This is a genomic window from Bradyrhizobium sp. 134 (genome assembly GCF_023074155.1).
Lineage (GTDB): Bacteria > Pseudomonadota > Alphaproteobacteria > Rhizobiales > Xanthobacteraceae > Bradyrhizobium.
Window position 1 is genome coordinate 829,809 of record NZ_JADPKX010000074.1, and the last position, 13,532, is coordinate 843,340.

Below are 13,532 nucleotides of genomic sequence, written 5' to 3' on the forward strand. Positions count from 1 at the left end.
ATCAGGCCGCCTTCCGTTCCATGACGATGCTGCCGGCACCGTCGATATGGGCATCAAAACTGTTGGAGACGAACGTCGAGGTCTCGTCCTCGGCGATCACCGCGGGACCCGCAATCGTCGCGCCCGGCGCCATGTCCTCGCGGCGGTAGAGCGGGATCTCGATCACCTCCCCTGCACGACCGTCGAAGAACTTGCGGCTGCCGCTCGCCTTCCCGGCCGGCTTGCGCGTAACGGCCGCGACCGTGGCCGGATTGCGCGCCTCGGTCGTCGCGAGCACGGACCAGCTCAACACCTCGATCGCCGCACCCGGGATGGACCGCTCGAACATCGCCGCATAATCCGCTTCGAACTTCTGGCGCAGGCCGGCCAGATCGGCCGTCGTCAGCCGCCGGTTCGGCAGCTCGACCGTGATCTCATGGCCCTGGCCGACATAGCGCATGAAGGCGGCGAGGCGCTCGCGCACTGGCGCACCGGCCGCGCCCGACTCGACCAGCGCACGCGCTTCGGTCACCATCTCCTGGAGCAGGTCGGAGACCCCCTCGGTGTCGAAATCGTCGAGCCGCACATGACGGCTGCGCACCAGCTCGTAGGCGATCGGAGCCGCAAGGAAGCCCACGGCCGAACCCACGCCGGCATTGGAAGGGACGATCACGCGGGAGACACCGATCTTCTCGGCGACCCGCGCCGCATGCAGTGGCGCCGCGCCGCCGAAGGCGATCAGCGTGTGCTGCCCGACAATCTCACCGCGCTCCACCGCATGCACGCGCGCCGCGCTCGCCATATTCTCGCAGACGACCTCGTGCACGGCATAGGCCGCGGTTTCCGCCGACAGGCCGAGCGGCTCGCCCACGGCGCGCAGCAGCGCCTGCTTCGAGAGTTCAGGGTCGAGCTTGATCGTTCCACCCGCGAAATCGTCGGGATCGATCATGCCGAGCGCAACGTCGGCATCCGTCACGGCCGGGCGCAGGCCGCCGCGGCCGTAGCAGGCGGGCCCGGGCTCCGAGGAGGCACTCTCGGGGCCGACCGTGACGCGCTTCATCGCGTCGACATGGGCAATCGAGCCGCCGCCGGCGCCGATCTCGACCATCTCGATCACGGGTATCCGCACCGGCAGACCTGAACCTTTCAGGAAGCGTGCAGCGCGATCGACCTCGAACACGCGCGAGGTCTCGGGCTGGTATTTCTCGATCAGGCAGATCTTTGCCGTGGTGCCGCCCATGTCGAAGGACAGCACCTTGCTTTCGCCGAGACGCGCCGCGATCTGCGCCGCGAAAATGGCGCCGCCGGCAGGACCGGATTCGACGAGACGCACCGGAAAGCGCCGCGCCGTCTCGATCGAGGTGACACCGCCGCCGGAGGTGACGAGATAGATCGCGCCGCGGTACTGCTCGACCTGCAAGGCGTCGGACATGCGGGCGAGATAACCATCGATCAGCGGCTGCACATAGGCGTTGGCTACCGCCGTCGATGTCCGCTCATATTCGCGGATCTCCGGGCACACCGCGGACGATACGGTCACGGAAATGCCGGGCATCTCCTCACTGATGATCGCGGCCGTGCGGCGCTCGTGCTCGGGATTGGCGTAGGAGTGTAGGAAGGCGACCGCGACGCTCTCGACGTTCAGCGCGCGCAATCTTGGCGCGAGCGCACGCACCGCCGCTTCGTCCAGCGGGAGGCGGACGGCACCGTGGGCGTCGATACGCTCCGGCACCGTGAAGCGCAGGGACCGCGGCGCCAACGGCTTCGGCTTGTCGATGGAGAGGTCATACTGGTCGTAGCGGCTCTCGGTGCCGATATCGAGCACGTCGCGAAAGCCCTCGGTCGCGATCAGCGCCGTCTTCGCGCCGCGACGCTCGATGATGGCGTTGGTCGCGAGCGTTGTGCCGTGAATGAAGACGTCGATGTCGCTGATATGGGCACGCGCATCAGCAAGAATGAGCCGCATGCCATCGAGCACCGCCTGTTCGGGCCGCTGCGGCGTCGTCAGCAATTTGCGCGTCTTGCGATCCTGCCCCACGTCCAGCACGATGTCGGTGAACGTGCCACCGATATCAACGGCAAGCCGCACCTCGGCTCCCTCAAGCATTCCAAATTCTCCGTGCTGATCGTCAAGACTGAGGACAAAAGCGCAGCAATTTCCATGCCATGGGCGACAGGAACATGCTGCGTCCAGCTATTCTGCTTGGCACCCATGCAATAGGCAAGGCGTGTTCGCAGCCCGCGCGATCAGAGCAGGAATGCAAGCGCCGCTTCGCAGCGCTCCTATCGACGCGCTCGTTCTTTACTGAAGATTGTATCCGTGCTTATTCTCGCGCGGCAGCCATTCCCAGGAGTGACTTGCATGCCGGACGACGTTTCGCTCGAGGAGCGCAAATTCCTTTTCGAACAGCAACGATGGCAGGATGAGCTTCCGCTGAAGAGGTTGGAGCTCGAACAGAAACTGCACGAAAATGGCTGGTTCGCCCGCGCGTTTTCTCCGCTGACGACGACGTTGATGGCAGGCGTTCTGACGATATTCGGTTCGGTGGTGGCGACCACCCTGCAGACCCGCAATTCGCTGGAGCTGGAAAACAGGAAATTCGAGAGCAACAAACAGCTGGAAACCCAGAAACAGGAGCGCGAACTGATCCTGAAGATGGCCAGCGTCGGCGACGTCGATCAATCCAGAAAGAACATTCGATACCTCGCCGAAACCGGGCTCATTACCGACAAAGCTCTGGTGGAAAAGATCCTTGCGAGAACGGATGCTCCCGTTCTCCCCGCGCCGAACGGAGCAACTTTCCCTGTTCCAGACTCGCTGTCTCGGAGGCTTTCGCCGAGAGCGCTGGAAATGATAGCGAGTTTTGAGGTCAATAGCCGCGAGAACTACCAAAAAACCTATACGCACCCGAAATGGGTCGGCGGAAACAACGGTGTCACCATCGGGATCGGTTATGACTTGGGCTCCGTATCTCCAAATCAGTTCAATCAGGACTGGGGCCGCTTGCTTCCCGCGTCAGACCTCGATCGGTTGACCGTAGCCGCGTCGATCAAGGGGCCGGCTGGCCGTGATCTCGCGACCAGCTTGCAAGACATCTCAATCAATTGGGACGATGCGGTGGCTGTGTTTGGCAAGCAAATCGAGCGCTGGTCCGCTTCTGTTGACGCTCGCCTGCCGAATGCACGCGAGCTGCCCCCCGATTCCTACGGAGCGATTCTATCGATCGCGTACAACCGAGGGCTCTCCTTTGACGCTCAAGGACCACGTTACGCCGAAATGCGTGCCATCAAGGACCTGATCGAGAAGCGCCAGTTCGACAAAATTTCCGACCAGATCCGGGCCATGAAGAACCTCTGGCCTGATGTCCCGGGCTTGCAACAGCGCCGGGAGCGGGAAGCGATCCTTTTTGAACAGGGCCTTTCCTCGTCGGCAGGCAAGGATCCGTCACTGCAATCCGAGAACGCCGTCAAGTAGCGAGATTTCAGCTGACATCAAAGCCGTTCCAGCTTGAGACCTGGCGTGTGATCAGAGCAGGAATGCAAGCGCCGCTTCGCAGCGCTCCTCGACCTTCAGCGTGAGGAGATCATCGGCGCGGGTGCGTCCGAGATTGACCGCAGCGATCGGGATTTGCCGGTGCGCGGCAGCCTGCACGAAGCGGAAGCCGGAATAGACCATCAATGATGAGCCAACGATGAGCATGGCGTCGGCCTGCGCCAGATGATCCTGCGCGGTAGCGACCACGTCGCGCGGGACGTTCTCGCCGAAGAACACGACATCGGGCTTGAGGACGCCGCCGCAGGCCCCGCAGGCAGGCACATTGAACGACGAAAAATCCGCATGCTCCAGGTCGGCGTCACCGTCGGGCGCATCGGCGGCATCGAGCGTCAACCATTCCGCATTGGCGTGGCCGAGCGTCTCCTGGAATTCGCTCCGCGGCGTCTTCTGGCCGCAGCCCATGCAGCGGACCAGATCGAGCCGGCCGTGCAGGTCGATCACCTGGCGGTGGCCGGCGGATTGATGCAGCCGGTCGACGTTCTGGGTCAGCAGCATTCCGCAACGCCCGCTCGCCTCGAGCCGGGCGAGCGCGTGATGCGCATCGTTCGGCCTCGCCTGGCCGAACCGCCGCCAGCCGATCAGGCTGCGCGCCCAATAGCGCCGACGCGTATGCTCTTCCGACATGAAAGCCTGGAAGTTCACCGGCTGGGTCCGCTTCCAGTTGCCGTGACTGTCGCGATAATCGGGAATGCCAGAATTGGTGCTGCAGCCAGCACCGGTCAGCAAGAACAGACGTTCGTGCCGGCCGACGAAATCCTGGAGCGGATGATTTGCCAGCGGATCATTTGCCATGACGCAGATGTAGTCCGCGCAGGCGGGTTTTGCCAGATCACCGCTGTTCGGACCGGTCGAATCCCGCAATCAGCTTCACGAGCTCGCTCTGCCGCGCCGTACCGGTCTTGCGGAAGACGTTGTGGAGGTGTGTCTTGACGGTCGCCTGCGTCAGCCCGAGCAACTCGGCCAGCGCCTTGATCCCGCTCACCCTCATGACGGCGTCGATCAGGCGGACCTCGCTTGCGGTGAGCCTGTAGAGTTTTGCAAGCGCCTCCAGCGGCGGCGGGCTTGCCGGCGAGGCCTTGCGCACGAACACCGCGGCAACCGCGGAATACAGCGCGCCGGTACGCCGCCGGTCCCCCGAGGTCAACGGCAGCACGTTGGCAAACCAGCGGCCTTGCGAGGTCCCGAGCGGAATCGAGCCGCCGCTGTCTGTCGGCATGTTGCCGTTCTCCGCGGCGACAAGCGCTTCGCGCAACGCGCGCTGAGCGTCGAGGGCAACAGCGAACAACGTTCCGTTTCTTTCCGTGAGCAGCGCAGCCTCGTCCAGCATCGCGCGTCCGGGCGCGTTGGTGAAGGCGAGACGTCCGTTGGGACCAACCAGAAAGACGGCGGCCGTGACGCTGTCAAGCGTCTGGGTCAACACCGCCTGTGTCGCCCTGTTCTGATCGAACAGCCGGCCAATCGAGACCGCGCGCTGGAAGTGCGGCACGATCAGCGCAAACCGGCTGCGGGCGTCAGCGTCGGCGAGACCGTCTTTCTCATGCATCCGGACACTGACGATCGATGAATAGGTTGCGCCCTTCTCCAGATTCGACCCGAGCGCATCGATCATGCCCTGCGGCTTCATCCACTGTTCGTAGAAGCGCGTCGCCACCATCTCCTCGAAGGGGACGAAGTCGGTTGATGCATAGACGAGACCAGCCTCGCAGAAAGTGGCCGCTGGAAAGCATGGGTTCAAGGCGAGATATTTCTCGAGATAGAGCTTTGTGTAGTCCGGCTCCTCATTGAAGAGGTGCAGCACTGCGGTTTGTTCGGTGGCCGCGTCATGCCAGAACAGGGCGCCGGAGGAACCGCCGACAAACAGGCAGGCCTGTTCGAGGGCGCGCGGCCACAAGGCGGGATCGAGCGCGGCGTCGTAAATCAGGCCGATCAGCTCTGAAAGCAGAGCGGCTTCGGATATCACGGCCGGCTCTCCGACATGTCGAACAACAGATTCGGCATCCGCACCTCGTCCCTCATTGAGTCGGGACCAGGGGCTGTTTCGCAGGCGCGCCCGGCTTAGGCGGGGCGGATTGCTTCTGTGAGACGACCGCCTTGCCAGGCCCAGCTTCAGGAGCGGCGGGCGCCACCGGTGCGGACTGCCCCACCGACAATGACACGCCGAACACACGCCATTGTCCTTCGACCGGCGCGAACATCAGTTCGAAATTCACCTGGGATGGCACCGACGGAAAAAATCCTGCCATGTGCAGGAGCCCGTTCGGCTCGATCTGCGGCAGCAGCGACAATTGCGGATCGATCACGGCAAGGCCGGAGAGATCGAGCTTGTCGCCGCGCTGCTTGGCGAAGATCTCCGCAAGCTTTGCGGCGGTGTTGATCTGGAAGCCGGGCGCACCGAGATCGCGCAGCACGGTGTAGTTCCCGGTCTTGTTGGCATGGTCGAGCGCAAGCAGCGTCGAGCGGATCAGCATCAGCACGCCGTTGCGGTCGATATTGGCGGGTTTGGCCGCCTGCTGCTGCGACGGAGGCGTCTGGTGGGGCTGCGGCGGCGTCTGCTGCGCAGAGGTCGTCACCGCCCCCAGGATCAAAAGACCGGCAATCGGGAGACCAAGGCCCGCGCTCAACCAACGCAGCGTCATGACGAACGGGTTCTTCCTACCACTGGATCGAGACAGCACCACGTCCACCTGCAACGCTGCGCTCGAGTCCAATGCCGCCGCCGGCATTGGCGATAATAGCATAGCTCTTGCCGTCATAGAGCAGTGCCGTTGCACCGACCGCAAACGCGTTGGCGCCCTCGAAATTGCCGTAGCCGGCCGAGAGCGCGAACTTGCGCCCCTGTTGCAGCGCCGGCATCGAGCCGGCCGCGAGCGCGACCGCGGTCCCGCTGCGGGCTTCGAGCCGGTTGTCCATCACTTGCGACTGCAAGGAGGTCACCTGCGACTGCAGTGAGGCGATGTTCGCCGGATTGAAGCTCGACGTTGCCAGATTGCCGGCCGCGTCGGTCGTCACGAAGGACACCGGTCCACTCTGTGCCGCCAGGCTCGCCGCCGAGGCGACGCCGGCCATGCGATAGGTGTTGCTGGCGGTCCCGATCGCGACCTGGTTGGCAGCGGTTGCTGTCGCACCGGAGCCGATGGCGGTGGAGTTCGAGAATCCCGCGGTGGCGCCAGAACCGATTGCCGTTGCGCTCGCGGCAGACGCAGTGCTGCCCTGTCCATAGGCCGCCGCGCCGGCAGCGGTAGCGTTGCTGCCAGCGCCGATTGCGGTGGCATTGGATGCCGACGCAACAGCACCGTTGCCGAATGCGGAACTGCCGGCGGCGGCACTTGCCTTTGCCCCATCGCCAACGGCGGTGTTGCCGAGCGCCGCCGCCGAATCAGCGCCGACGGCAATCGATCCGGTCGAAACTGCACCGGTGCCGATGGCAATCGCATTTGCGCCCGTGCCGGCGGTTGCGCCGTCGCCGATCGCGACAGCGCTCGTCCCGGTGGCGTGGGAGTTGTTGCCGGCCGCGAAGGAATTGCCGCCGCTTGCGGTCACCGCGCTGCCCACCGCAGTCGAGTTGGTGTTGCTGGCGTTCGCGGCGTTCCCGATGGCTGTGGATGAAGCGCCCCCTGAGGAACTGCTGAGGCCGATCGCAACCGACCCAAATCCGCCCGACGTTGCGCCCGTTCCGAGAATACCGTCGCCGCCCCCGATCGCGACGCTGTAGTTTCCGAGCGAACTGGGAGCGCTGCCGGCGTCGCCACCCGCGCCAATTGCCGTACTCCACCTGCCGGCACCGGCCGCCGTGCTGTTGGAGTTGGTACCGATGCTGGTGATGCCCTGGTTAACCGTTGATTTCGCGGCATTTGTGCCCATCGACACGCCGAAGTCGTTGGCCACCGCGTCATGGCCCACCGCGGTCGCACTGTCGTTAAGCGCAATTGCGTGGTCGCCAAAGGCGGTGGATAGCTGGTCGGCTCGGGTATTATCGCCGACTGCGATCCCGTTGGAGCCGGGAGTCCCTTGGGCCGAGCAGGTGCCCACGAAAGAGCTTCCATTGGAATAGCACTGGGCGGCGGCCGGAGACATTCCGAGGAACAAGGCCATAGCCGTGAGAACCGCCAGGTTGACCAACGCCGTGATCATGCGAGGAGCGTTGCGGTCAATGCGGGGCGACGAGCGGTGCAAGCTACCCCGATCAGTCGCTCCCGGTTGCGGACAACTGACCGGCATCTTCTCGCTCTCCACTGATCCAAGCTGCCGCAACTGTGGGACAGGGCCACGGACGGGACATCAACCGTTCGGTTGAGTTCGCTCGCGCGTGCGACGCCGACAGCCCGCTTTTTTCCGACTGTTGCTGGATTGCATCGCGAAAAGTCTCGACGATGAGCGTCGGCGCCGCAGGCAGACCGCGAGAACTGCAAGGACGCTCGTGATCTTTGCTAGCTCGCCCAGTTGTCCCGAAACTCAGGAAACAGCGTCAGGCCTCCGCAGGCATAGACGGTCTGCCCGGTGATGTAACTGGCATCGTCCGACGCGAGGAAGGCGAACACGGCGGCGATCTCTTCCGGTGTGCCGACACGGCCCAGCGGAATGTGGCTGGTGACCACTCCCCGCTTTTCCGGATCGCCGGTCCAGGCCGCGTTGATCGGCGTGTCGATCGCGCCGGGACCCACCGCATTGACGCGAATGCCACGGCCGGCGAATTCCAGTGCCAGCGTGCGCGTCAGATTGGCCATGCCGCCCTTGCTGATCGAATAAGCCAGATAGCCGGGTTTTGGGATGATCTGGTGCACACTCGAGCAGTTGATGATGCTGCCGCCTGCGCCGCGCGCGACGAAATGCGCGAGCGCCTTCTGGGCGCAGAACACGGCGCCGTTGAGATTGACGTCGATGATGCGGCGGTAGGTCTCGATGTCGAGCGCTTCGCTCGGCGATTCCCGCTGGAAGCCGGCATTGTTGACGAGGCAGTCGAGGCGCTTCCAGCGCGCCAGAATCGTCTCGAACATCGCGGCGACGTCTTGTTCATTGCCGACATCGGCCTTGACGATGATGTGATCGAGCCTGCCGTGGCCGCGATCACCCGATGCCGTCCGCACGAGCGCGAGTGTCTCCTCAGCCCCTTCAGCGTGACCGAAATAGTTGATGGCGACGGTCGCGCCTTCCTGGGCAAGCCGGATGGCGACGGCGCGGCCGATGCCTTGGGAGGCGCCGGTCACCAGCGCGTACTGGCCGACAAGTCGCGAGTGAAACGAGGTCGAGCGATCGGTTTGTGGCATGGGTCCTCTCCGGGATGCTCTGATCAGCGACGGAACCGGCTTTTTGTTCCATCCCTCAGCGCATCGCTGCGATTCATTCGACGCGGCGCGCGAATGGCGAAATCAGGATCTGGTACAGGATGATGGCGCCAAAGGTTGCGGTGCCGATCCCGCCGATCGTGAAGGCGCCGAATTTGAGCGTGAGGTCGCCGGCGCCTGCGGTGAGCGCGACCGCCACGGTGATCAGGTTTGCCGGACTTGAGAAGTCGACCTTGTTCTCGACCCAGATCCGGCCGGCCATCGCGGCGATCAATCCGAACAGCACGATCGAGAGCCCACCGATGACAGGACCCGGGATCGACAAGATCAGCGCGCCGAATTTCGGCGAGAAGCCGAGCACGATCGACACCACCGCCGCGAAGGCAAACAGCAAGGTCGAATAGACCTTCGTCGCGGCCATGACGCCGATGTTCTCGGCATAGGTGGTAACGCCGGTGCCGCCGCCGCAGGCCGCCACGATGGTCGCGAGGCTGTCGGCGAGCAAGGCGCGGCCGAGATAGTCATCGAGGCTCCGGCCCGTCATGGCGCCGACGGCCTTGATGTGACCGAGGTTCTCGGCGACGAGAATGATCGCAACCGGCGCAATTAGGACGATCGCATCGGTCTGGAAGGTCGGCGTGGTAAAACTCGGCAGGCCGATCCACGGCGCAGCCGCAAGCGGGGTGAAGTCAATCGGCTTGCCGAAGCCGAGGCCGTTCGCGAACAGCAGGTACAAGAGATAACCGCCAATCGCGCCGAGGATGATCGGCAGGCGGCGCCACAGGCCCGGTGCGCCCACGGCAACCACGCCAACAATCAGAACTGTCGCAAGCCCGATTGCTGTGTCGAACGCATTGGCGCTCACGGCCTTGACCGCCACGGGCGCGAGGTTGAGACCGATCGCGGCGACCACAGCGCCGGTGACGGCCGGCGGCAACAGCTTCTCGACCCAGCCAACCCCGGACCACATCACGATCAGCGCGATCACGCCGTAGAGGACGCCGGCCCCGACGATGCCGCCAAGCGCAACTGACAGGTTCGGGTTCGGCCCTTGCCCGGCGTAGCCGGTGGCGGCGATGACCACCGCGATGAACGCGAAGCTCGATCCGAGATAGCTCGGCACGCGTCCCGCGACCATGACAAAGAAGATCAGCGTGCCGATGCCGGAAAACAGCACCGCAACATTGGGATCGAACCCCATTAGCAACGGCGCGATGATCGTCGAGCCCGACATTGCGACGCAATGCTGGAGACCGGAGACGACGGTCTGGCCAAGCGGCAGCCGCTGCTCGGGCATGATCACGCCGGAGGACTTCAGAGTCCAACGCGGAAAATAGCCTTGCGCTCGCTGTTCGGAGCCCGTTGCAATCGGCATGTTCCCCCCCAGTTGCGGTGCAGCGACCGATCTTCGTGCGAACAGACAAAAATGTGATTGTCGCTTCTGCGGCGGCCATCACATGATGCAAATCAAACAAGATCAATACGTTCCGGGGCCTATTCTATGACACAGATTGCGATCCAGCCAGCCATCCACCGCCGGCACCAGCCCTGGTACAAGATCCTCTACATCCAGGTGCTGATCGCGATCGCGCTCGGGGTGCTCATCGGCTATTTCTATCCCGATCTCGGCAAGGCCCTGAAGCCGCTCGGCGACGGTTTCATCGCGCTGATCAAGATGATGATCGCGCCGGTGATCTTCTGCACGGTGGTGCACGGCATCTCCTCGATGGGCGACCTCAGGCGCGTTGGCCGGGTCGGGCTGAAGTCGCTGATCTATTTCGAGACGGTCTCGACCGTCGCGCTCGCGATCGGCCTTCTGGTCGGCGAGGTGCTCCAGCCCGGACACGGCTTCAACATCGATCCCGCCACGATCGACCCGAAATCGGTGGCGACCTACGTCACCAAGGCCAAGGAAGAAGGCATCGTCGCCCATCTGCTGGCGATCATCCCCGACAGCTATCTGGGCGCCATCGCACGTGGCGATCTGTTGCAGGTGCTGCTGATCTCGATCCTGTCGGGCTTCGCCATCGCCTTTCTCGGCAAGGCCGGCGAGCCCATCGCCGAGGCGATCGACAAGGCCGCAAAGATGTTCTTCGGCATCATCCGCATCATCGTGCGCGTCGCCCCGATCGGCGCGTTCGGCGCAATGGCCTTCACCGTCGGCGCCTACGGCCTTGGTTCGCTGCTCAACCTCGCAGCCCTGATCGGCACGTTCTATCTCACCAGCATGCTGTTCGTGCTGGTCGTGCTGGGGGCGATCGCAAGGCTCGCCGGCTTCTCTATCCTGCGCTTCATCGCCTACATCAAGGATGAGCTCCTGATCGTCCTCGGCACCTCGTCGTCAGAAACGGTGCTGCCGCAGATGATCCAGAAGATGGAGCATCTCGGCGCCTCGCGTTCGGTGGTCGGCCTCGTGATTCCGACCGGTTACAGCTTCAACCTCGACGGCACCAACATCTACATGACGCTGGCGACGCTGTTCCTGGCGCAGGCGACCAATACCCATCTGACCATCTGGCAGGAGCTCGGCATTCTCGGCATCGCCATGATCACCTCGAAGGGCGCCTCGGGCGTGACCGGGGCAGGCTTCATCACGCTCGCGGCCACGCTCTCGATCGTGCCCGACATCCCGATCCAGTCGATCGCGATCCTGGTCGGCATCGACAAGTTCATGAGCGAGTGCCGCGCGCTGACCAATCTGATCGGTAACGGCGTCGCCTGCGTCGTCATCAGCATCTCCGAAGGCGAGCTCGACCGCGACGCGCTGCACGAGGCCATGGCCCATCCGCTGGAGATGGGTGAGGCGCTTGAACCGGGCGGCAGCGCCGCCTCCTAGGCCGGACGCAGGTTTGGCGGCGTCCGGTTCCAACGCGGTAGTTTCCCGGAGTGGTAAATTGGCGCAACGCGAGTCACAACTGCTGCGTTGGGATCACGGATTGATACTCATCTTTTTCCACCCGACGCGCTGGGGGCAGGGCGTCGGGTTTTTGTTAATCAACGATGGGCAGCCGATTTAGCCGGCCAGTTCGACCCTGCGCGTGATCCCGATCGCCTGCAAGAACGCCTCGTCATGACTGACGACGAGCAGCGCGCCGTCATAGGCCCTCAGACCTGCTTCCACGGCTTCGATGGATTCAATGTCGAGATGATTGGTCGGCTCGTCGAGGATCAGCAGGGACGGCGGCGTCGCACCGCCCAGCACGCAGGCAAGGCCGGCGCGAAACATCTGCCCGCCGCTCAAATGTCCAACGATCTGCAAGGCGGCATCGGCGCGAAACATGAACCGGGCCAGCGCGGCATGGCATTCATTTGCACCCGCCTTCGGATGGAAGCGCCCAAAATTGTCCAGGATGGAGATCGCGGGATCGAGCAGACTGACCTTCTGATCGAACAGCGCAAGATCCGGCTTGACCCGCACGGTGCCGGAGAGCTGATGCAACTCGCCGGCGACGAGTTTCAGCAGCGTCGTCTTGCCTGAGCCGTTGGGCCCGACGATTGCCACGCGCTCCGGACCGACGATCGCGAGCGATAGATCGCGCAAGACTTCCCTATCCGGCCCATAGCCGGCGCTGACGCGATCGAGCCAAACCACCTCCCTGCCCGTCGGCAGCCGGGTCGAGGGCAATTTCACCGACAGCGGCTGAAGAATCTCGATGCGTCGGCGCGCCGTATCGACGGCCTCGAGCGCATCCGCGCGCCGCCGCTCGGCGATCTGCGCGTTCTTGCCGCCGGTGTCTTCACTACGGTCCTTGCGCGCGCCGGCCAGGATGCGCGGTATGTCGCCCTTGGCGCGCTTCTTCTTGCCCCCGCTGTCCTTGCGCGCTTTCCTCTCCGCGGCCTCCTGAGCCCTGCCGTCGATCTCGGACAGGCGCCTCTGGGCATGCGCGAGGTCGTGCCTGACAGCCGCAAGCGCAAGGGCTTTCTGCTCGCAATAACTGCTCCAATTGCCGCCGTATCGCGCGGCTCCGAGCGACGTCAGCTCGACGATCGCATCCATGGTTTCGAGCAGGCTCCGATCGTGGCTGACGACAATCGCCCCACCGCGCCAGGAGGCAAGGAAATCGATCACCGCCTTGCGTCCCTCCCGATCGAGATTGTTGGTGGGCTCGTCGAGCAGCAGGAAGTCCGGCTCCGCAAAGATCAGCGCGGCGAGACGAACCCGCGTGACCTGCCCGCCCGACAGGCGGTCGAGCTCGATCTCCGGAGCGACGTCGAACCCGACACGCGCAAGGGCGGACGTAAGCCGTGTTTCGAGGGTCCAATCGACCTCGGAAACCTCCTCGGCCGAGGCGTCTCCGCGCTCGGCACGGCGAAGAAGATCGAGCGCGGCTCGCGCACCGAACAGGTCGATCACCTTCGCGCCCGCAAGCGGCTGGATGTTCTGGCGTAGCAGACCAACTGTTCCGTTGATGGCAACGCGCCCCGACGGAGGAATGTGCTCTCGCGAAATCGACGCAAGCAGCGTCGACTTCCCGACGCCGTTGCGACCGACGAGGCCGGTCCGCTCGGCTCGGAACGTCAGATCGATATTGGAGAAAAGACAGCGGCCGTCAGGTGTGGACAGCGACAGGTTGGACAGGATGATGGAAGCAGGCATGGAATTCCCCGTGAGCAAGGCAGGTCGGCTTTGCGGTCGGGGTAAAATCCATGGCTCTCGAATATCCTGTTTGAGGAGCTCTCTAACTAATCTCATCGAAGGGCGAGATCAAGGCGAG

The 13,532-nt window shown here is 63.9% G+C and carries 10 protein-coding genes; 2 read left to right on the forward strand and 8 right to left on the reverse strand.

What is annotated here, in order from left to right:
* Nucleotide 1: 1 nt before the first annotated feature.
* Entirely contained in the window at nucleotides 2-2,086 is a 2,085-nt protein-coding gene (locus tag IVA75_RS34140) for a hydantoinase/oxoprolinase family protein (RefSeq protein ID WP_247287565.1), read from the reverse strand.
* A 255-nt stretch (nucleotides 2,087-2,341) separates the two neighbouring features.
* On the opposite strand from IVA75_RS34140, the gene IVA75_RS34145 reads away from it, so the two are divergent.
* Nucleotides 2,342-3,454 (forward strand): hypothetical protein, encoded by a 1,113-nt coding sequence (locus IVA75_RS34145; protein ID WP_247287564.1) that lies wholly within the window; start codon nucleotides 2,342-2,344, stop codon nucleotides 3,452-3,454.
* A gap of 51 nt (nucleotides 3,455-3,505) precedes the next feature.
* Here IVA75_RS34145 and IVA75_RS34150 read toward each other — a convergent pair whose 3' ends face one another.
* The 6 genes from IVA75_RS34150 to IVA75_RS34175 all read right to left on the reverse strand — a co-directional run bounded on the left by IVA75_RS34150 (nucleotide 3,506) and on the right by IVA75_RS34175 (nucleotide 10,192).
* The gene (locus tag IVA75_RS34150) at nucleotides 3,506-4,327 is read right to left on the reverse strand and encodes an NAD-dependent protein deacetylase (protein ID WP_247287563.1); all 822 of its coding nucleotides are present in this window, start codon (nucleotides 4,325-4,327) and stop codon (nucleotides 3,506-3,508) included.
* A gap of 37 nt (nucleotides 4,328-4,364) precedes the next feature.
* Nucleotides 4,365-5,495, reverse strand: a complete 1,131-nt coding sequence (locus tag IVA75_RS34155) for a LuxR family transcriptional regulator (protein WP_247287562.1) — start codon at nucleotides 5,493-5,495, stop codon at nucleotides 4,365-4,367.
* A gap of 52 nt (nucleotides 5,496-5,547) precedes the next feature.
* Nucleotides 5,548-6,171, reverse strand: a complete 624-nt coding sequence (locus IVA75_RS34160) for a hypothetical protein (protein ID WP_247287561.1) — start codon at nucleotides 6,169-6,171, stop codon at nucleotides 5,548-5,550.
* A gap of 16 nt (nucleotides 6,172-6,187) precedes the next feature.
* A complete protein-coding gene (locus IVA75_RS34165; RefSeq protein ID WP_247287559.1) occupies nucleotides 6,188-7,564 on the reverse strand; it encodes a hypothetical protein in 1,377 nt (458 codons plus the stop codon).
* Nucleotides 7,565-7,962: 398 nt separating this feature from the next.
* Nucleotides 7,963-8,799, reverse strand: a complete 837-nt coding sequence (locus tag IVA75_RS34170; protein WP_247287557.1) for an SDR family oxidoreductase — start codon at nucleotides 8,797-8,799, stop codon at nucleotides 7,963-7,965.
* A gap of 73 nt (nucleotides 8,800-8,872) precedes the next feature.
* The gene (locus tag IVA75_RS34175) at nucleotides 8,873-10,192 is read right to left on the reverse strand and encodes a solute carrier family 23 protein (protein WP_247287556.1); all 1,320 of its coding nucleotides are present in this window, start codon (nucleotides 10,190-10,192) and stop codon (nucleotides 8,873-8,875) included.
* A gap of 126 nt (nucleotides 10,193-10,318) precedes the next feature.
* Here IVA75_RS34175 and IVA75_RS34180 point away from each other — a divergent pair, with 126 nt between their 5' ends.
* A complete protein-coding gene (locus IVA75_RS34180; RefSeq protein WP_247287553.1) occupies nucleotides 10,319-11,653 on the forward strand; it encodes a dicarboxylate/amino acid:cation symporter in 1,335 nt (444 codons plus the stop codon).
* Between the two features lie 177 nt (nucleotides 11,654-11,830).
* Here the strand turns inward: IVA75_RS34180 and IVA75_RS34185 are convergent, their stop codons facing one another.
* Nucleotides 11,831-13,414, reverse strand: a complete 1,584-nt coding sequence (locus IVA75_RS34185) for an ABC-F family ATP-binding cassette domain-containing protein (RefSeq protein ID WP_247287551.1) — start codon at nucleotides 13,412-13,414, stop codon at nucleotides 11,831-11,833.
* Between the last annotated feature and the right edge of the window lie 118 nt (nucleotides 13,415-13,532).